The following is a 17,792-nucleotide window of genomic DNA, read 5'->3' as shown; positions in this document are numbered from 1 at the left end:
CCCGCTGCTGCTGCCTGCCCAGCTTGCCCCGGTTTAAGGCCGCAGGCCAGAGCAACGTGGGGGCAGCGTCAGGGCTGCAGCGGCATCCGGGCGAAGAACGGCGACTCGAGGGTCATGATGTAGAGCTGCCCGTCCATCACCTTGCCGCCGGTGGTGACGCCGAGGCGGCCGTCCGGGTCTTGCAGGCTGCGCAGGATGTTTCCTTCACCGTCGAACTGGATCAGCATGCCGCGGTGGATGGGGGCTGGGCGCACCAGCGGGCCGAGGCGCCAGATGACTTTGCGCAGGAACGGATAGGGCATCAGTTTTTCCGACGGCACCCGCGGGCTGGCGAAGGCGAGCCAATAGGTGCCGTCGCCCTGGGCCTCGAGGTTGTCGGGGTAGCCGGGGAGATTGTCCAGGAACACCTCCTGCTCGCCCTGGCGCGGCCCCTTGAGCCAGAGCCGGTGAACGCGGGCGCGGCCGGTCTCGTTGATCAGCAGGAAGTCTTCGTCCGGCGAGAGGGCGATGCCATTGGTGTAGATAAAGCCGGCGGCGAGTTTTTCGGCGCTGCCATCGGGGCGGATGCGGGCCACATAGCCGCTGTCCGATTGCTCCCAGATGGTCAGGATAGAGGTGGGTTTGGTGCCGCCCATGGTTTCCGGGTCGAAGCGGTCGGAGGAGTTGGAGATATAGACCGTGCCGTCGCGGGCCACGTCGAGCTGGTTGGCGTAGACGATGGGCGCGCCGTTGATGTCTGCGGCCAGCGTTTCCAGCGTGCCGGGGCCGGTCCAGCGCATCAGGCCGCGGAAGCTGTCAGCGATGTAGAGCGCGCCGTCCGGCCCGGCCTTGAGCCCCAGCGGGCGGCCGCCGAGGCGGTCCTCCAGCACCGGAACCTCCCCGTCGATGCGGTAGAGATTGCCGGCAAGGCTGGTGGTGTAGATGGCGCCGTCCGGGGTTTGGGCGATGTCCTCCGGCCCTAGGTCCCCATCCGGCAGCGTAATCAGCGCGGCCGCGTCCAGCCCGTTGTTTTCAGCGTAACCGCCGGTGAACCCGGGCGGTGCCGGCGGGTGATAGGCCACCGGATCGACCGGCACCGGCCAGAACAGCAGGTAAGCCAGGGCGGCGGCGGCAAGGGCAAGGAAAAGGCGCATCTGAAAAATCTCCGGCAAACTCCCGGCCTTCTTCGGCCTTATGGCACGGCGGCGCAAGCCTTGCCCTGATTTGCGCCATGGGGTTATCTGCCGCCATGACTGGTCCCCGCTATACCCCGCTTGCGCAATCGCTGCCCGCCACCGTGCCCTTTACCGGCCCCGAGACCCAGGAGCGCGCCTGCGGCCGCGCATTTGCCGCGCGGCTGGGGGCGAATGAGAATATTTTCGGCCCCTCGCCCAAGGCGGTGGCGGCGATGGCGCAGGCGGCGGGGGATATCTGGATGTATGGCGATCCGGAGAGCTATGACCTGCGGCAAGCGCTGGCGGCGCATCACGGGGTGGCGCCGGAGCACATCATGGCGGGCGAGGGCATCGACGGGCTGCTGGGCTATCTGGTGCGGCTGCTGGTTGGACCGGGCGATGCGGTGGTGACCTCGCTGGGGGCCTATCCGACCTTCAACTATCACGTGGCGGGATTTGGCGGCGTGCTGCACACGGTGCCCTACAAGGATGACCGCGAGGATTTTGAGGCGCTGTTTGCCAGGGCGGCGGAGGTGGATGCAAAGATCGTCTACCTGGCCAATCCGGACAATCCGATGGGCAGCTGGCACAGGGGAGCGGAGATTGCCGCGGCGCTGGATCATCTGCCCGATGGGAGCCTTTTACTGCTGGATGAGGCCTATGTGGAATGCGCGCCCGCAGGCACCGCGGCACCCGTCAGCGCCGATGACGCGCGGGTGGTGCGGATGCGGACGTTTTCCAAGGCTTACGGCATGGCGGGCGCCCGGGCGGGCTATGCCATCGGCCATCCGGAGCTGATGGCTGCCTTCAACAAGGTGCGCAATCATTTCGGCATGAACCGGGCGGCACAGGCGGGGGCGCTGGCCGCCCTGCAGGATCAGGATTGGCTGGAGCATGTGGTGGCTGAGATTGCCGCGGCGCGGGTGCGGATTGCCGGGATCGCGGCACAGAACGGGCTCAGCGCCCTGCCCTCGGCGACCAATTTCGTGGCCATCGACTGCGGCCGGGACGGCACATTTGCCAAGGCGGTGCTGGAGGGGCTGGTGGGCCAGGGGGTTTTTGCGCGGATGCCGTTTGCGGCGCCGCAGAACCGCTGCATCCGCATCAGCTGCGGGCCGGAGGCGGAGATGGAAGCCTTTGCCGCCGCCCTGCCGCGGGCGCTGGCGGCGGCGAGGGCCGGAACGGGCGGCGGCTGAAACCCGCCAGCAGCGCCCGGATCGCGGCAGTTTTACCGGACATTCACCCTTGCTGGACTACTATTTAGAAGTAGAACCGGGAGAATTGTCATGCGTGACCCTGAACTGCCGGCCGGTATGCCGGATTTCTTCACTGCCGCAATCACCTTTGCCGGAATCAACCTGATGTGGATCTTCTTTGTGGTCTGGGTGATGTACGGGCTGGCGCCGGTGCTGGTGCTTGCCGTGCTGATCAACCACTTCATCACCAGGCTGGACATCCGGCTGAACTCGCAGAAGGCATAACGCTGCCTCCTGCCGGGCTGCGGGGGCTGCTAGCGGCCGGCCAGTGCCGCCGCTGCGGCCTCCAGCGCGCCTGCCCCATGCGGAATGCCCAGGGCCTTGAGGCCGGTTTCGACGCCGCCCAGGAGCCCCATCACCATATGCCCGTTCACGTGGCCCATATGGCCCAGCCGGAAGAACCCGTGCCAGTCCGGGCTGTCCGAGGGCGCCATGCCGAGGCCGATGCCAAGCGTCAGCCCCAGGTGCTGCTCCAGCCATTCGCGCAGGCGGGTGCCGTCCGGCGCCGGCATATGCAGCGCCGTCACCGCGGTGGAGCGCAGGGTCCGGTCCGGCACATTCATCCGCAGCGGGCCTTCGGTGCCCCAGGCCTCGCAGGCCGCCCAGATGGCGCCGGCCAGATGGGCGTGGCGGTTCCACACGTTTTCAATGCCTTCGGCGTGGATCATGTCCAGCGCCGCGCGCAGGCCATAGAGGTGGTGGGTGGGCGCGGTGCCGCCGAAATACTGGTAGAACTCCGCTGGGCTGGCGCGCGGCTTCCAGTCCCAGTAGCGGCTGATCCGCGGCAGGGCCTCGCGGGCGGCGGCGGCCTTGCCGTTGAAGAACACAAAGCTGAGGCCCGGCGGCACCATCAGCCCCTTCTGGCAGGCCGAGACCATCACGTCGACGCCCCAATCGTCCATCTCGAACCGCTCGCAGCCCAGCGAGGCGATGCAATCGGCCATCAGAAGCGCCGGGTGGCCGCAGGCGTCCAGCAGGCGGCGCAAGCCCGCCACGTCGTTGCGGATGGAGCTGGAGGTGTCCACATGCACGCCCAGCACAGCCTTGATGCGGTGTTCCTTGTCTGCGGCCAGCCGCTCGGCGATCCGGTCCGGATCCCAGGGCGCGTGGTTGCCGAAGTCCAGCACTTCGGTTTCAATGCCCAGCCCCTCGGCCATTTCCGACCAGCCGATGGCAAAGCGGCCCGAGGAGGGCACCAGAACGGTATCGCCGGGGCGCAGGGTGTTTTGCAGCGCGGCCTCCCAGGCGCCGTGGCCGTTGGAGATGTAAATCGCCGCGTGATGATCCGTGCGCGCCACCCGGCGCAGGTCCGGGATCAGGGTGGCGGTCATGCCGATCAGCTCGCCTGCGTAGATGTTGGGCGAGGCCCGGTGCATCGCCTGCAGCACCTGGTCCGGCACCACCGAGGGGCCCGGGATCGCCAGGTAGGGCCGTCCGGCCGACACGTTCACTGATCCGCTCATCACTGATGCTCCTGCCCATCGCTGTGCTTGAGGACACACTACCCGGCGCGCCTGCGGGGTCAATTCCCGGCGCCGCAGCGTCACGGCGAATTGCTTGCACCCTGATTTTTAGCTGCTTAAATGGCTCGGGCATGTCAAAAAGGCCTGAAATGACCCGAATTCCCTGCCGGACCCTCCCCGCATGAGCCAGCCCCATAAATCCTCCCGCGAGCTGTTCGGCTGGCTGTGGCGCGGTTACCTGCGCAAATACATCGGCCTCTTGGGCGTTGCGGTGATCTTCATGCTGATCGAAGGCGCCACCATGGGCGCGCTTGGCTACATGATGCAGCCGATGTTCGATCTGGTGTTTGTGGCCGGCAATACCAATGCGCTGTTCTGGGTCAGCCTGGCGTTCCTGGCGATCTTCTCCTTGCGGGGGATTTCCAGCGTCACCCAGAAGGTGCTGCTGAGCAAGGTCTCGCAGACCTCTGCCGCGCATCTGCGCAAGGACATGCTGGCCCGCCTGATCCGCCAGGACCCGGCGTTTCACCAGCAGCACCCGCCGGGGCTGCTGCTGCAGCGCATTCAAAGCGACGTGGGCGCGATCAATTCGGTCTGGCAGGCGGTGATCACCGGTGCGGGCCGTGACCTGGTGGCGCTGGTGGCGGTGCTGAGCGTCGCCTTCAGCATCGACTGGCGCTGGACCCTGATCCTGCTGATCGGGGTGCCGGTGCTGCTGCTGCCGATCTCCACCATCCAGCGCTATGTGCGCAAGAAGGCGTCGCGGGCGCGGGATCTGGGGGCGGATCTGGCGACACGGCTGGACGAGATTTTCCACGGCATCGTGCCGGTGAAGCTGAACCGGCTGGAGGATTACCAGGTCGGCCGGTTCTCCGAACGCACCGACGAGTTTGTCAAATCCGAGGTGAAGGCGGCTTTTGGCACCTCCTCGATCTCGGGCATGACCGATATCATGGCGGGCGTCGGTTTCATGGCCGTGCTGCTTTATGGCGGCAACGAGATCATTGCCGGCGAAAAGACCGTCGGCCAGTTCATGAGCTTTTTCACCTCCATCGGCCTGTCGTTCGAGCCGATGCGGCGGCTGGCCAATATCTCGGGCGTGTGGCAGGCGGCGGCGGCGGCGCTGGAGCGGATCAAGGAGCTGCTGGATGCGCCGATCCTGCTGACCGAGCCGGAGCATCCCAAGCCCGCGCCCGAAGGCCTGCCGGACATCCGGCTGAGCGGTGTGGACCTGAGTTATGGCGATGCGCAGATCCTGCACGGGCTGGATCTGGTTGCCGAGGCCGGTAAGACCACGGCGCTGGTCGGCGCCTCGGGGGCCGGGAAATCGACGATCTTCAACCTGCTGACCCGGATGGTGGACCCGCAGCAGGGCGCGGTCACGGTGGGCGGGGTCGCAGTGCCGGACCTGCACACCGGGGCCTTGCGCGGGCTGTTCTCGGTGGTGACCCAGGAGGCGCTGCTGTTTGACGAGACCCTGCGCGAGAACATCGTGCTGGGCCGCACCGATGTCAGCGATGAGGAATTGCAGGCGGCGCTGGAGGCCTCGCATGTGGCCGATTTCCTGCCCAAGCTGGAGCACGGGCTGGAGACCCGGGTGGGGCCGCGCGGCTCTGCCCTGTCGGGGGGCCAGCGGCAGCGGGTGGTGATTGCCCGGGCGCTGTTGCGCAACACGCCGGTGCTGCTGCTGGACGAGGCGACCTCGGCGCTGGATGCGCAATCGGAGAAAGTGGTGCAGGCGGCGCTGGACAAGCTGGCCGGCGGGCGCACCACGCTGGTGATCGCGCATAGGCTGTCGACGATCCGCAATGCCGACAAGATCGTGGTGATGGACCGCGGCCGGGTGGTGGACCAGGGCAGCCATGACGAACTGCTGGCGCGCGGCGGGCTTTATGCCGATCTCTACCGGCTGCAGTTCCAGGACGGTAAGACGGTGGTGGACACCGCAGGCATCGCCGCCCAGGCGGAACAGGTGCCGGAGGGCGCGGCCAGCAGCAAGGAACGCTGGTTCCGCCGCTTTGCCAGGAAGGTGTTCGGCTGAGGCGGGGCGGGCGCCCTCCCGGATGATGGCCGGGCACGGCCCGGCCTTGGGGCCGGGGGCGGGCGGCGCTATTTCCGGTAGCTGTCCGCCAGTTTTGCAGGCGCTGCGCCGCAGAAGTATTTTGCCAGCGTCCAGAGGTTCCGCGCCCCGCGCCTGAGCCAGCCTGCCCGCTGGTAGCGCGCGGCGCTGGTCAGCGCCGCTGCGGGCAGCAGCGTTACGGTGCCGAGGCGGCGCACCAGCGCCACATCCTCCATCAGCGGCTGATCGGGGTAGCCGCCCGCAGCCTCGTAGTCTGCGCGGCGGATCAGCAGGCCCTGATCGCCATAGGGCAGCCCGAACAGGCGCGAGCGCAGGTTGGCCCAGCCCGCCACCCAGGCAGGCATCAGCCCGCGCGCCCGGAATTGCAGGCGGAAACAGGCGGGGCAGCCCTGCCCCTCTGCCAGATGCTGCGCCACCGCCGCAGCCCAGCCCGGCGCCAGATGGGTATCGGCGTGCAGCACCAGCAGCCAGCCGCCCTGCGCCGCCGCGCAGCCCCGGCGCAGCTGGCCGCCGCGGGACGGCGCGCCGCTGATCCATTCGGCGCCTGCGCCTTCGGCGATGGCGCGGGTGGCGTCGGTGGAACCGCCGTCGCTGACCACCAGTTCGCGGATCAGCCCGGCCGCCAGCCCCTCCATCAGGTGCTCCAGCGTGGCGGGCAGCTCTTCGGCCGCATTGAGGGCGGGGATCACGATACTGACCGGCGCGGGCATGGAGGCGTCCTTTGCGGATTTGCTGTTTTCTTCCGCTCTGCTTCCTATATCACTGGGCGAAACAGTCCAATGCCCCCCAATACCCCAACTGCCCCATGCGGGCCGACAGGAGACAGACATGAGCGAGCGCCGCATCCTGCGCCTTTCCGGTGCCGACACCCGCAGCTTTTTGCAGGGGCTTGTCACCAATAATGTGGACCGCCTGGAGGGCGGCCTGGTCTATGCGGCACTGCTGACGCCGCAGGGCAAGTATCTGGCGGATTTCTTTCTGGCCGCTGATGGCGATGCGGTGCTCTTGGATGTGGAGGCCGCGCTGGCCGAGGACCTCATGAAGCGGCTGAACATGTACCGGCTGCGCGCCGATGTGCAGGTGGAGATGACGGACCTGCAGGTCAGGCGCGGCACCGGCCCGGCGCCGGAGGGCGCGCTGGCGGACCCGCGCCACGGGGACATGGGCTGGCGGCTCTATGGCGCTGAGGGCGGTGATGACGGCAGCGACTGGGACGCGATCCGGGTGGCGCATTGCATTCCGGAAACCGGCGTCGAGCTGGGGCCGGAGAGCTATATCCTGGAGGCAGGGTTCGAGGCGCTGAATGGCGTTGATTTCCGCAAGGGCTGCTATGTCGGCCAGGAGGTCACCGCGCGGATGAAGCACAAGACCGAGCTGCGCAAGGGCTTCCGGACTGTGGAGGTCGAGGGCGCGGCGCCGGTTGGAACGGAGATCACCGCCGAGGGCAAGGTGGTTGGCACGCTGTTCAGCCAGTCCGGCGGCAAGGCCATTGCCTACCTGCGGTTTGACCGCGCCAAGGGGGAGATGCAGGCGGGCGGCGCCCGCGTCACCTGGCCCGCGTGAGCGGGCTGGCGGATACGGTTCTGTCCCTGCTGGGCGCGGAGGTTGCGCGCGCCCGCCCGCTGCATGGCGGTGATTTGTCGGAAGTGCAGCTTCTTTCCTTAAGCGATGGCCGCCGGGCGGTGGCCAAGACCGGGCCTCTGGTTGCAGCGGAGGCTGCGATGCTGCGCGCGGTCCGGGACGCAGGTGTGCCCGCACCGGAAGTGCTGGGCGTTTCCGGCCCAGTGCTGCTGATGGAGGCGCTGGAGGAAACCGCGGCCAGCGCAAAGGGCTGGCAGGCGCTGGGGCATGCCTTGCGGCAGCTGCATGCGGCCACAGGTCCGTTTTACGGCTGGGCGGAGAATTACGCCTTTGGCCCGGTGGCGATTCCAAACGCACCAGCGGAGAGCTGGGTGGAGTTCTGGGCCAGCCGCCGCCTGCTGGCGGCCCCGGACGCGCTGCCCCGCGATCTGCGCCTGCGGATCGAGGCGCTGTGCGCACGGCTGCCGGAGCTGCTGCCCGATACGCCGCCCGCCGCCCTGCTGCATGGCGATCTGTGGCGCGGCAATGTGCTGTTCAGCGGCAAGGCCGCCTATCTGATCGACCCGGCCTGCTACCATGGCGACGCCGAGGTGGATCTGGCGATGCTGCATCTGTTCGGCGCCCCGCCTGCGGCATTCCATGACGCCTATGGCGATCTGGAGCCGGGGTTTGAAACCCGCCGCCATATCTACCAGCTGTGGCCCGCGCTGGTGCATCTGCGGCTGTTCGGCACCAGTTACCGCAGCATAGTGGTGGCGCGGCTGGAGGCACTGAATGCCTGACAAGCCTCTGTTCATCCCCTTGCGCTACAGTCGCGGGCTGAACCTGCGGGTGATTTTCTGAAAGGGTATATGATGCGACTGATCTTTGCCGGGTGCCTGGCGGCGCTGTCTGCCTCTCCCGCGCTGGCGGGCTACTGGGGCTACAAGGACTGGCATGTCACCGTTGAACCGCATGAGACGGAGCAGGACAGCTATCTGACCTGCCGCGCCTGGACCGGCGGCGATGGTGATCCGCTGCTGGCGCTGGAGGTGTTTTCCGGCGATGCCGGCCCGCCCGCCTTTTACCCGATGGCGCAGGTGCAGGAATATGCGCCGCGCCATTACCCGACGCTGATGCAGCAGGGCGGCACGGTGGACTTCCTCTTTGACTTCGACCGGACGTTTTCCATCGCCGCCGGCATCACCGCCTGGATCAATGAGGAAGGCCTGGCCGAGGCCGAAAGCGCGCTGCGGTTCCAGGACCATCTGCCAATGCTTCAGGCCATGAGACAGGGGCGATGGGTGGAGATCTGGGCGGGCAGCGACATGCTGTATGAGGCCTCGCTCAGCGGGTTTACAGCAGCCTATGGCAAGATGATGGATGAATGCGGTTTCAGCCTGGCGCTGCCTGCGGGGTAAGTCCATAGGCCGGCCGCACGCAAAAGTTTTGTGAAAACTTTTGCCAAGACTTTTCTGAAAAGTCTTGGGCGTTGCGTTGAAACAGAAAAAGCCGCCCCGAGGGAGGGCGGCTTTTCCGTCTTCCGGGACGCGGGCCGGATCAGGCGCGCTCGGAGTATTCCATGGTCTCGGTGTTGACCACAATCATCTCGTCCTGGCCGACAAACGGCGGCACCATGACCTTGACGCCATTGTCCAGGATCGCGGGTTTGAAGGAGTTGGCCGCGGTCTGGCCTTTGACGACCGGCTCGGTCTCGACGATCTTGCAGGTGACTTTCTGCGGCACGGTGGCGTTCAGCGCCTCGCTCTCGTAAAACTCGACCACGATGGTCATGCCGTCCTGCAGGAACGGGCGGCGGTCGCCCAAGAGGTCCGCGGGCAGTTCGATCTGCTCGTAGGTCTCGGCGTCCATGAACACCAGCATGCCGTCGCTCTCATAGAGGAACTGCTGGTCCTTCTGCTCGAGCCGCACGCGCTCGACCTTGTCCGCGGAACGGAAGCGTTCGTTCAGCTTGGAGCCGTTGCGCAGATTGCGCAATTCGACCTGGGCAAAGGCGCCGCCCTTGCCGGGCTTGACGTGATCGACCTTCACCGCTGCCCACAAACCGTCATTATGTTCCAAAACGTTGCCGGGACGGATTTCGTTGCCGTTGATCTTGGGCATGGGAAAATGCCTTTCGGATGGTTGTTGAAAACTTGCAAGCCCCTATATCTGGCAGGCCGGCTGCTGGCAAGACAAGGATATGGTATGGAGGATCTGTGAAGAAGGTATGCGCAATTTGCATGAAAGCTATGCATCTGCGGCCTATCCGAATCGTCACAATTCCGCCATAAGCAGCGCTACGCCGAAAATTGCAATAGCAAGAACAACAAGGGATACGAGATGCGAGATTTCGTAGACGGCACCGCTTATAATAACGAACAGGGCAACCGCGCCCGCAAATTGTTTGCAGCGGTTGTGCTGGCCGCACTGGATGATGCCATCGCCGACGACAAGAAATACGGCAATGGCCCGGAACAGATCGCCCGCTGGGCACGCTCGCGCGATGGCCGCGAAGTGCTGTCCTGCGCCGGCATCGACCCGAACGAACGGGTTGTGGAAGGCCTGATGGACTTCGTGGGCCGCGGTGTGCGGACCTCGGTTGCACTGTCGCGTGAAGAAAGCGAACGCCGCAACGCTGCGCAGGCTGAAGCCGCCTAAGGCTTCCCTTGCGCATTGCTGAAAAGCGCGCCCTTAGGGGCGCGTTTTTCTTTTGCCCGCGCCTGCTTGCCGCCAGGTCAGCCTGTCGCGCGGCGGCTGCTGCGGGACGCTTGCGGCACAGCCCCCATGGACGGCTGCGTCTAACCTGCTATGCAGGCCCGTGACAGACGGGATGCAGGCAGGGAGCGGACAGCAGGATGACACGGGCGCGTTCAATCATGATCCAGGGCACCGGCAGCAATGTCGGCAAGTCGCTCATCGTGGCGGGGCTGGCGCGCGCCTATGTGCGCCGCGGGCTGAAGGTGGCGCCGTTCAAACCGCAGAACATGTCCAACAATGCGGCCGTGACGCCCGAGGGCGGTGAGATCGGCCGCGCGCAAGCCTTGCAGGCGCGCGCCGCGATGCGCCCGCCCCATACCGACATGAACCCGGTGCTTTTAAAGCCAGAGACCGACACCGGCGCCCAGGTGATCGTGCAGGGCAAGCGCCGCGGCACCCAAGGCGCAGGCTCCTTCATGCGCGACAAATCGGGCCTGCTGGAGGCGGCGCTTGAGAGCTACCGCCGCCTGGCAGCGGATGCCGATCTGGTGCTGATCGAGGGCGCGGGCTCGCCAGCCGAGACCAACCTGCGCAAGAACGACATTGCCAACATGGGCTTTGCCTGCGCCGCCGGGGTGCCGGTGGTGATTGCCGGCGACATCCACCGCGGCGGGGTGATTGCGCAGATCGTGGGCACCCATGCGGTGCTGGAACCGCAGGACCTGGAACGCGTCGCAGGGTTCATGGTGAACCGCTTCCGCGGCGACCTGAGCCTGTTTGATGCGGGCCGCGACGATATTGCGGCGCGCACCGGCTGGCCGTCCTTGGGCGTGGTGCCCTGGTTCTGGGATGCCTGGAAGCTGCCGGCCGAGGACATGATGGACATTGCCTCACGCCAGGGCGGCGCCTGCAAGGTGGTGGTGCCGCAGCTGGAGCGGATGGCGAATTTCGACGACCTGGACCCGCTGGCGGCGGAGCCGGAGGTGACGGTGGAGATCGTGCCGCCGGGGCGCGCCCTGCCCGGCGATGCGGATCTGGTGATCCTGCCCGGCAGCAAATCGACCATCGGCGACCTCAATTACCTGCGCGCGCAGGGCTGGGACATCGACATCCTGGCGCACCACCGGCGCGGCGGCCATGTGCTGGGCCTGTGCGGCGGCTATCAGATGCTGGGCCAGACGATCGACGACCCCGAGGGCGTTGACGGGCGGCCCGGCAAGTCCGAAGGGCTGGGCCTGTTGGATGTGCACACGGTGATGGCAGGGGAAAAGCGGGTGACGCTGACCGAAGCGGTCACCCGCGACGGCAATCTGCCCGTCAGCGGTTATGAGATCCACATGGGCCGCACCACCGGCGCCGATTGCGCCCGCGCCTGGCTCAGCATTGACGGGCGGGCCGAGGGGGCTGCCTCTGCCGATGGCCGGGTGAAAGGCTCCTACCTGCACGGGCTGTTCTCCGCGGATGCCTTCCGCGCCAGCGTATTGGCAAGCCTGGGGCATGAGAGCCAGGCCGGGTATGAGGATGGGGTCGAGGAGACGCTGGATGCGCTGGCAGAGCATCTGGAGCGCTATATGGATCTGGACCAGCTGCTGGCGCTGGCGCAGCCTGTCAAGGCCTGAGCCCCGGTTCCGGCGGCACTCCCGCGCCCGCCGCCCTGCCCTGGCCACAGCCAGGACCGTCCGCGGCCTTGGGCGTGGCGCCGCGCAGGGCGCGGCGCCACGCCCAACGGGCGGGAGGCTTTGTCAAAAGCCGCGCGCCGGGCGGGAGATCCTCCTTTGCTTTGGTGCTTCGCCTGCAAGGGGCTGCGGCGCCTGGCAGCGCCCTGGCTGAGATTCTGGCCGGCTGAGATTCCGGCTGCCACTTTGGCTGTCGTGAAAGCGCGGCCGGACGGCCCCGGCACCCGGCGGCCGCCGGGCGGCACAAAAAAGGCGCCCCTTGCGGCGCGCCTGGCCGGTGGCTGAAGCTCAGGCTTCTGCGCTCAGAGCAGGTCGTGCGCGGCCAGCGCGCGGTGAATTTCACGGCGCACCAGCTTGCGCACATTGCGGGTGATCCGCTCGCCCAGCGGACCCTGCAGCTCTTCCCGCACGATGCTGGCCACCAGGTCGCGCAGGCTGTCTTCATCCAGATAGGTCTCGCCGGCCTCGGCCAGCGTTTCCAGGGCCGCGCCGGTGAAGGCGGCCTCAACCACGGTTTCCGCTGCCTCTTCCTCAGCCCCGGCCGGGATTTCAGCGCTGGAGACCGCAGCCGAGGCGCCGCCTTCATCCCGGGCGGCGGCGTCCGCCTCCGCAGCGCTGTCCAGCGCCGGGCGGCGGGCGGCCAGCGGCGCGTCCCGCCATTCGATGGTATCGGGTCCGGCGCCGGCAAACGGCGCCTCGGTCTGGCTGTCCGGCTCCCAATGCTGCTGGACCGTATCCTCGGCGCGGGCGCCGCGGGCTTCGAGTTCGGCAATCTTGCGCACCACGGATGCCGCGCGGGCGCCAGCAGTGACGGCCTCGGGAGGGGCCACGGGAGGGGCTGCGGCTGGCGCGTCTGTCTCAGGGCCTTCTGAAGTCTCATCCGCCCAGGCGGCGTCCGCGGCGGCAGCATAAAGAGTCGCCTTGGGGTCGGCCCAGGGCGCATCCGCGGCCTCCAATTCCGCCCCGGCCTCCGCTGCGGGGTGCTGCTGCTGGTCCTCCGGCGGGCCGTCCCGCTCCGGTTCCGTCTGCTCAGCCGGGGTTTCCACCTCGTGGGCCGTACGGTGCCGGAAGGCAATGGGCGGGTCTTCGGCGATGGCGTCGGAGACATCCGGGGTCCCGGATGGCTCCGCTGTGTTCTGGAGGTCCGGTTCCGGCAGATCTGCCGCGATGCTGGGCGTTTCGGCACCCTGCGGCGCGCCGGTGGAGGTGTCTGGGGCGGCGTCTGGGCCAGTGTAAGCGCCCGTGTATGGGCCCGTGTCTGGGGCGGCCCCGGCTTCTAGCGCGGTGCTGTCTGCGGGTTCGGCCTCCTGCACGCGCAGCGCAGGGGTCAGCACCAGCCGCGCAGCCGGCTCGGGTGCGGCAGGCTGCGGGCGGGGGTCATCGCTCACCAAGCGGCGGATTGACGACAGGACATCTTCAATCTCGGCGTGGGTAACTGGGTCGGACATTTTTTAAACCACTCTTGCCTCTTGTCACAGAGTGTAGCGGCCTTGCCGCCACCGCACAACCGGTAGCAACAATTGTCAGTTCCGCCCCAAGGCCTTGAGCACCCGGTCCAGATCCTTGCCGCGCTTGCTGTGCTGGGCGGGGGCGTCCTTGACCAGATTGTAATAGAGAGTCGGGTCGTAGATCTCGACCGCCAGCCCCAGGTGCTCGGCCGTCAGCAGTCCCTGCGCCTGCAGCAGCTGATAGGCGGCAATCGCCTGGTTGGCACGGGAGTTGACCTGTTCGGTCTGGGCGTCGAGGTATTCCTGCTCGGCCTGCAGCACGTCCAGCGTGGTGCGGGCGCCGAGAGTAGCTTCCTCGCGGATGCCGTCAAAGGCCACCTTGGCCGCGCGCACCCGCTCGTTGGAAGAAATCAGGCTGACGCGGGCGGTTTCCACGTTGAAATAGGCAGAGCTGACGTTCTGGCGGACAATCCGCTGGGTGTTGATCAGCAGGCCGCGCTGCGCATCGGCGCTGGCAATGGCACGGCGCCGGGTCGCCGCGTTGCGCCCGCCCGCATAGAGATCCTGGCTCAGGGTGATGCTGACACTGGAGTTGCTGTCCAGGCCAAAGGAATCCTGAATATTCTCGGACACGCCGGCAGCGGCCCGGAAGTTCACCGACGGCCCCAGCGCCTTGGTTTCGGCCTCTACCAGATAGTCATTGGCCTTGACCCCGTGCTGCTGCTGCAGCAGGTCCGGCTGGTTGCGGGCGGCAATGGATTGCGCCTGGTCGAGCGAGGCGGTCTGCCGCGGCAGGGCCGGCTGGCCCGCGATCGAGCGCGGCGCGTGGCCCACCACCTGCTGGTAGGTGGCCTTGGCGGTCAGCAAAGTGCCTTCGGCATCGGTCAGGTTGGCGCGCGCAGCCGCCACCCGGCTTTCCGCCAGGGCGACATCGGTGCGGGTCACCTCGCCAACCTCGAAACGGTCTTGCGCCGCCTTCAGTTCTTCTTGCAGCAAACGCAGGTTGTTGCGGCGCAGCGCAACGTTTTCCTGGCCCTGCAGCACGCCCACATAGGCCTGAACCGCGTTGAACAGAACGGTCTGCTCGATCCCCAGCAGCGCCTGGCGGGTGGCCAGGACGGTTTCCTGTGCCGCCCGGGTGCGCAGCCGCAGCTCGCCGCCGTCATAAAGCAGCTGGTTCAGGACAATTTCCGATTCCAGCGTATTGTCGGTGTTGTTGAAAAACTGGCCGGTCAGGCTGCTGGTGGTGCGGGAATAGCTGTGCCGCGCGGTCACGGTCCATTGCAGCAGCGGCCTGAGCTGGGAGACGGCAATCGCCACATCCTCGTCCGCCGCCCGCAGCAGCGCCCGGTTCTGCTCCAGCAGGCCGCTGGTCTTATAGGCGCCGATCATCGCATCGGACAGGTTGTCGGCCGCAGCTTTCAGCGGCACCAGCGCCGTGACGGCCACGCCGCCGGCAAATACAAAAGCCTTAAACACACTCGCCGGAAATTTCATTCGCATCGGTTGCCTTATCTTTTGCCGCGCCGCCAGCCGCGGTGAGTTCATCTGCACACCGGGCGCGCAAAAAACCTGCGCCCGGCCTCTCCCCTTCACATCCGGCTGCACCCCCAGCCGCCGCATCCGCCCCCGGAAAGGGTCAGAGCGCAAATTCCCGGGCCGCGGCAAAGCCCGGCAGAACCGGCGCGCCGGCATTGAAGGCAAACCGCCAGGAGACCTGGGTGCCGCTCTTGTAGCCGATCTTCACCTCGCCCAGCGCGCCCGTCACCATCAGCGCCGCAATCCGGCCGCCGTCCTTGAGCTGCGCCAGCAGCGCCGCGGGCAGTTCTTCGGCCCCGCCCTGCACCAGGATCACGTCATAAGGCCCGTGCTCGGCTGCGCCTTCCGCCAGCAGCCCGGTGTGGACAATCGCGTTGTCCGCCCCGGTCTCGGAAAGCAGCGCCTGCGCATCGGCGGCCATGTCTTCGTCTTCCTCGACGCCGATCACCATCTGCGCCACCCGGGCCGCCACCGCCGTGGAATAGCCCAGCCCGCAGGCCACATCGAGCACCAGTTCGTCGTTCTGCAGATCCACCGCATCCAGCATCTTGGCCAGGGTGCGCGGCTCCAGCAGCACGCGGCTGCCGTCAAGCGGCACATTCTGGTCGGCATAGGCCGCCTCTGCCTGCGCATCCGGCACAAACTGCTCGCGCGGGACTGCCAGCATCGCTTCGATGATCGGGTATTTGGTCACATCCGACGGACGGATCTGGGTGTCCACCATCATGCGGCGGCGCTCAGTGAAATCAGGCATCTGCTAAACTCATGTGTTCAGTCGGTCAGGCAGGTTGTGACATATCCCGGCCACCTCGGCAACGGGCCTGTGGCGCGAATGGCTAAAGTAGTGCGGTACGGCAGCGGGACAACTGCCGGCCGGGGTTTCCCGCCTTTCCAAACGGCAAAAAGCCAGCCCGCCGCAGCGCTGCCAGCTTCAAGACGTGCAAGGGCAAAAGCCCCGCCGTTACAAAGCCCCGCCGCTACAAGGCGCAGCTTTTGCAGAAAGGCGATGCCGGGCGCTGGTCCAGCCAGTCGTCGCTCATATTGTCGCCGCAGATCTGGCAATAGCCGTAAGACCCCTCGCGCAAGCGGGCCAGCGCCGCGTCGATGCGGCGCAGCTCATCCAGGCTGGCCTTGGCGGGGCCATCGCAAGCGCCGCGCCCCCGCGGCAGCTGCCGCTGGGCCGGCCCGGGCAGTCCTGTGCCCAGCTCAAGCCCGGTATTGGCCAAATGTCCGGCAAGCTCCAGCCGGCGCACCTCAAGTGTTTGCTTTCTATTGGAAAAGTCCATCTGCACACTCTCCAGCTCACGTTGCGCGCAACCTGCCGCCAGGTCAAGGTTACGGCATTGATCCAGATCAAAATACTCGCGATTTATGGGGGACTCACTACCCTATAAGTTGCAAATTTTTGGTAAATGCCGGCGGCCGGGCAACCGCCGCGCCTGCGGTCACGGGGCGCAGGCCTTGCAGAACGGGGGTGGCGGGCAGCAGATCCAGGCGCGCATCGGAAACCAAGGCGCCGCAGCCGGCGCAGATGCCATAGCTTCCTTCGCGCCGATGCGGTGCAGCTCGTCCTGTTCGGCCAGCCCGGGGCTGTCCGGCGCCTGCTTGCGGATGGCTGGATCCAGCGGGCGCCCTCCTGCCCGGTCCGTTTCCCAGGACCAGGAGAGCCCGCCGCGTTACCGGGTCACAGCAGGCATAGGATGAACTGCTCGATCCTGCCGGAGCCGAACAGCACGGCCAGCGCATTCAGCAGCAGCGCCGTCCCCACCACCCAGTGGATCACCCTGTCGCCGGTCACCCAGGGGAAGCGGTCCGCGCTGGCAATAAACCCCTCCGCCTGCTGCCCCTCGCCCTGCTGCCCCTCCCCCTGCTGCCAGGTGAACCTGTCCTGCAAATAGCGGTCAATTCCGGGCAGGAAGCGGTTGCGCACCTCGATGTCGCGCCGCATCACCAGCAGCACCGCCAGCATGGCCAGGAAGCTCACACCATTCAGCAGCCGCTCCGTCAGCCCCGGCAGGTCAAACCCGTAGGTGCCCGCCAGCACCGCAAGCTGGATGGAGATCACATGCTGCACCCGGCTCCACAGCAGCCCGTTCTGGTGCCGGTACTGGTTCAGAAGCTCCTGGAAAACGACGGCATTTTCCTCTGCTCCGCCAATGAACTGCGGGCCTGCCCCGTCTCTCTCCTGTGCCACAAGCGCCCCCTCCTCTGGTCCGGACTGATGCGCGCCCCCGGCAGCAGGCGCACTGCAGCAGGAGATAGCCCGGCCCCCGGCGCCAGCAACCGCCGCGCGATTCCGCAGCGCCCGGACCGCCGCAAAAAGGAGGCTCTGGCGCAGGGCAGTGCGGCTTGCTAGACATCTGCAAACGGGTTTGAGCAGACATGAGGAGCCGTTACCGATGATGCGGATTTTTGCCAGAGGGTTTGCCAGAAGCCTTATCTGCGGGCTGATGCTGCTGGGGCTTGCGGCCTGCGAGACCGCCAAGGGCGCGGGGCGCGACATTTCCAAGGCCGGCCAAGCGATCAGCGGCGCCGCGCAGGACGTGCAGGACGCGCTGTAAGGTTTTTGGTTTTATGCGGAACGCCCGGCCCCCCGTAGTGCGTTTCCGGGCCGGGCGTTTTCATTTGCCGGGTTATTCGATCCCCAGCATCGCCTTGGCCTCGGCCAGAATGGCGACCGAGGAGGCATGATCGCCGCCTTCATGCAGGGCCTCGCCCTCGTCGCGCAATTCCTGAACCGTGGCCAGATCGGCCTCGCTGAGATCGGTTCCGGCAGCAATCGCCGCGTCGATCTTGGCCATATCCGCCGGGCACTGGCCGGAGAGCGCCGGGGACGCCAGCAGGCACAGCGCCGCGGCCAGGGTGGTGAGTTTCACTGTTTTGGTGGTCATGGGGCCATCCTCCGAAAGTTTGGCT

The 17,792-nt window shown here is 66.9% G+C and carries 19 protein-coding genes; 9 read left to right on the top strand and 10 right to left on the bottom strand.

Annotation, left to right across the window (positions count from 1 at the left end; genetic code table 11):
- Positions 1-68 precede the first annotated feature (68 nt).
- On the bottom strand, positions 69-1,133 hold the full coding sequence (locus ACXAEH_RS01465) for an SMP-30/gluconolactonase/LRE family protein (RefSeq protein ID WP_475030719.1): 1,065 nt from the start codon (positions 1,131-1,133) through the stop codon (positions 69-71).
- 95 nt (positions 1,134-1,228) lie between these two features.
- On the opposite strand from ACXAEH_RS01465, the gene ACXAEH_RS01460 reads away from it, so the two are divergent.
- Both ACXAEH_RS01460 and ACXAEH_RS01455 read left to right on the top strand, forming a co-directional pair.
- Positions 1,229-2,350: a pyridoxal phosphate-dependent aminotransferase gene (locus ACXAEH_RS01460; protein ID WP_475030718.1), complete on the top strand. Its 1,122-nt coding sequence runs from the start codon at positions 1,229-1,231 to the stop codon at positions 2,348-2,350.
- 90 nt (positions 2,351-2,440) lie between these two features.
- On the top strand, positions 2,441-2,635 hold the full coding sequence (locus tag ACXAEH_RS01455) for a histidinol phosphate aminotransferase (protein ID WP_475030717.1): 195 nt from the start codon (positions 2,441-2,443) through the stop codon (positions 2,633-2,635).
- 29 nt (positions 2,636-2,664) lie between these two features.
- Here the strand turns inward: ACXAEH_RS01455 and ACXAEH_RS01450 are convergent, their stop codons facing one another.
- The gene (locus ACXAEH_RS01450; protein WP_475030716.1) at positions 2,665-3,873 is read right to left on the bottom strand and encodes a pyridoxal-phosphate-dependent aminotransferase family protein; all 1,209 of its coding nucleotides are present in this window, start codon (positions 3,871-3,873) and stop codon (positions 2,665-2,667) included.
- A gap of 181 nt (positions 3,874-4,054) precedes the next feature.
- Here ACXAEH_RS01450 and ACXAEH_RS01445 point away from each other — a divergent pair, with 181 nt between their 5' ends.
- Complete coding sequence (locus ACXAEH_RS01445; protein WP_475030715.1) at positions 4,055-5,914, top strand: ABC transporter ATP-binding protein; 1,860 nt, start codon at positions 4,055-4,057, stop codon at positions 5,912-5,914.
- A gap of 68 nt (positions 5,915-5,982) precedes the next feature.
- Here the strand turns inward: ACXAEH_RS01445 and ACXAEH_RS01440 are convergent, their stop codons facing one another.
- Positions 5,983-6,663 carry a TIGR04283 family arsenosugar biosynthesis glycosyltransferase gene (locus ACXAEH_RS01440; protein WP_475030714.1) on the bottom strand — a complete coding sequence of 227 codons (681 nt, stop codon included), beginning with the start codon at positions 6,661-6,663 and terminating at the stop codon, positions 5,983-5,985.
- Between the two features lie 118 nt (positions 6,664-6,781).
- Here ACXAEH_RS01440 and ygfZ point away from each other — a divergent pair, with 118 nt between their 5' ends.
- The 3 genes from ygfZ to ACXAEH_RS01425 all read left to right on the top strand — a co-directional run bounded on the left by ygfZ (position 6,782) and on the right by ACXAEH_RS01425 (position 8,934).
- Positions 6,782-7,516 (top strand): CAF17-like 4Fe-4S cluster assembly/insertion protein YgfZ, encoded by a 735-nt coding sequence (ygfZ, locus tag ACXAEH_RS01435; protein ID WP_475030713.1) that lies wholly within the window; start codon positions 6,782-6,784, stop codon positions 7,514-7,516.
- On the top strand, positions 7,513-8,316 hold the full coding sequence (locus ACXAEH_RS01430) for a fructosamine kinase family protein (RefSeq protein WP_475030712.1): 804 nt from the start codon (positions 7,513-7,515) through the stop codon (positions 8,314-8,316). The genes ygfZ and ACXAEH_RS01430 overlap by 4 nt, the downstream gene beginning before the upstream one ends.
- Positions 8,317-8,388: 72 nt before the next feature.
- Positions 8,389-8,934, top strand: a complete 546-nt coding sequence (locus ACXAEH_RS01425; protein WP_475030711.1) for a hypothetical protein — start codon at positions 8,389-8,391, stop codon at positions 8,932-8,934.
- Positions 8,935-9,073: 139 nt separating this feature from the next.
- Here the strand turns inward: ACXAEH_RS01425 and efp are convergent, their stop codons facing one another.
- The gene (gene efp / locus ACXAEH_RS01420; protein ID WP_039132797.1) at positions 9,074-9,637 is read right to left on the bottom strand and encodes an elongation factor P; all 564 of its coding nucleotides are present in this window, start codon (positions 9,635-9,637) and stop codon (positions 9,074-9,076) included.
- Positions 9,638-9,856: 219 nt separating this feature from the next.
- On the opposite strand from efp, the gene ACXAEH_RS01415 reads away from it, so the two are divergent.
- Together ACXAEH_RS01415 and ACXAEH_RS01410 are read left to right on the top strand one after the other, a co-directional pair.
- On the top strand, positions 9,857-10,174 hold the full coding sequence (locus ACXAEH_RS01415) for a DUF6280 family protein (RefSeq protein ID WP_008556013.1): 318 nt from the start codon (positions 9,857-9,859) through the stop codon (positions 10,172-10,174).
- A gap of 197 nt (positions 10,175-10,371) precedes the next feature.
- A complete protein-coding gene (locus ACXAEH_RS01410) occupies positions 10,372-11,832 on the top strand; it encodes a cobyric acid synthase (protein ID WP_475030710.1) in 1,461 nt (486 codons plus the stop codon).
- Between the two features lie 359 nt (positions 11,833-12,191).
- Here ACXAEH_RS01410 and ACXAEH_RS01405 read toward each other — a convergent pair whose 3' ends face one another.
- The 5 genes from ACXAEH_RS01405 to ACXAEH_RS01385 form a co-directional block, all read right to left on the bottom strand.
- Positions 12,192-13,337 (bottom strand): hypothetical protein, encoded by a 1,146-nt coding sequence (locus ACXAEH_RS01405; protein WP_475030709.1) that lies wholly within the window; start codon positions 13,335-13,337, stop codon positions 12,192-12,194.
- A 75-nt stretch (positions 13,338-13,412) separates the two neighbouring features.
- Complete coding sequence (locus ACXAEH_RS01400; protein WP_475030708.1) at positions 13,413-14,840, bottom strand: TolC family outer membrane protein; 1,428 nt, start codon at positions 14,838-14,840, stop codon at positions 13,413-13,415.
- A 136-nt stretch (positions 14,841-14,976) separates the two neighbouring features.
- Complete coding sequence (locus ACXAEH_RS01395; protein ID WP_475030707.1) at positions 14,977-15,630, bottom strand: protein-L-isoaspartate O-methyltransferase family protein; 654 nt, start codon at positions 15,628-15,630, stop codon at positions 14,977-14,979.
- A gap of 223 nt (positions 15,631-15,853) precedes the next feature.
- On the bottom strand, positions 15,854-16,162 hold the full coding sequence (locus ACXAEH_RS01390) for a TraR/DksA family transcriptional regulator (RefSeq protein WP_475030706.1): 309 nt from the start codon (positions 16,160-16,162) through the stop codon (positions 15,854-15,856).
- 398 nt (positions 16,163-16,560) lie between these two features.
- Complete coding sequence (locus ACXAEH_RS01385; RefSeq protein ID WP_475030705.1) at positions 16,561-17,070, bottom strand: hypothetical protein; 510 nt, start codon at positions 17,068-17,070, stop codon at positions 16,561-16,563.
- Positions 17,071-17,326: 256 nt separating this feature from the next.
- On the opposite strand from ACXAEH_RS01385, the gene ACXAEH_RS01380 reads away from it, so the two are divergent.
- Positions 17,327-17,437 carry an entericidin A/B family lipoprotein gene (locus ACXAEH_RS01380; RefSeq protein WP_475030704.1) on the top strand — a complete coding sequence of 37 codons (111 nt, stop codon included), beginning with the start codon at positions 17,327-17,329 and terminating at the stop codon, positions 17,435-17,437.
- 72 nt (positions 17,438-17,509) lie between these two features.
- Here ACXAEH_RS01380 and ACXAEH_RS01375 read toward each other — a convergent pair whose 3' ends face one another.
- Positions 17,510-17,767 (bottom strand): hypothetical protein, encoded by a 258-nt coding sequence (locus ACXAEH_RS01375; RefSeq protein ID WP_475030703.1) that lies wholly within the window; start codon positions 17,765-17,767, stop codon positions 17,510-17,512.
- Positions 17,768-17,792 lie beyond the last annotated feature (25 nt).

Source organism: Leisingera sp. ABM4_060 (genome assembly GCF_056158765.1).
Note: the sequence above shows the minus strand (reverse complement) of the source record. Positions and strands in the feature narration are given on the sequence as shown.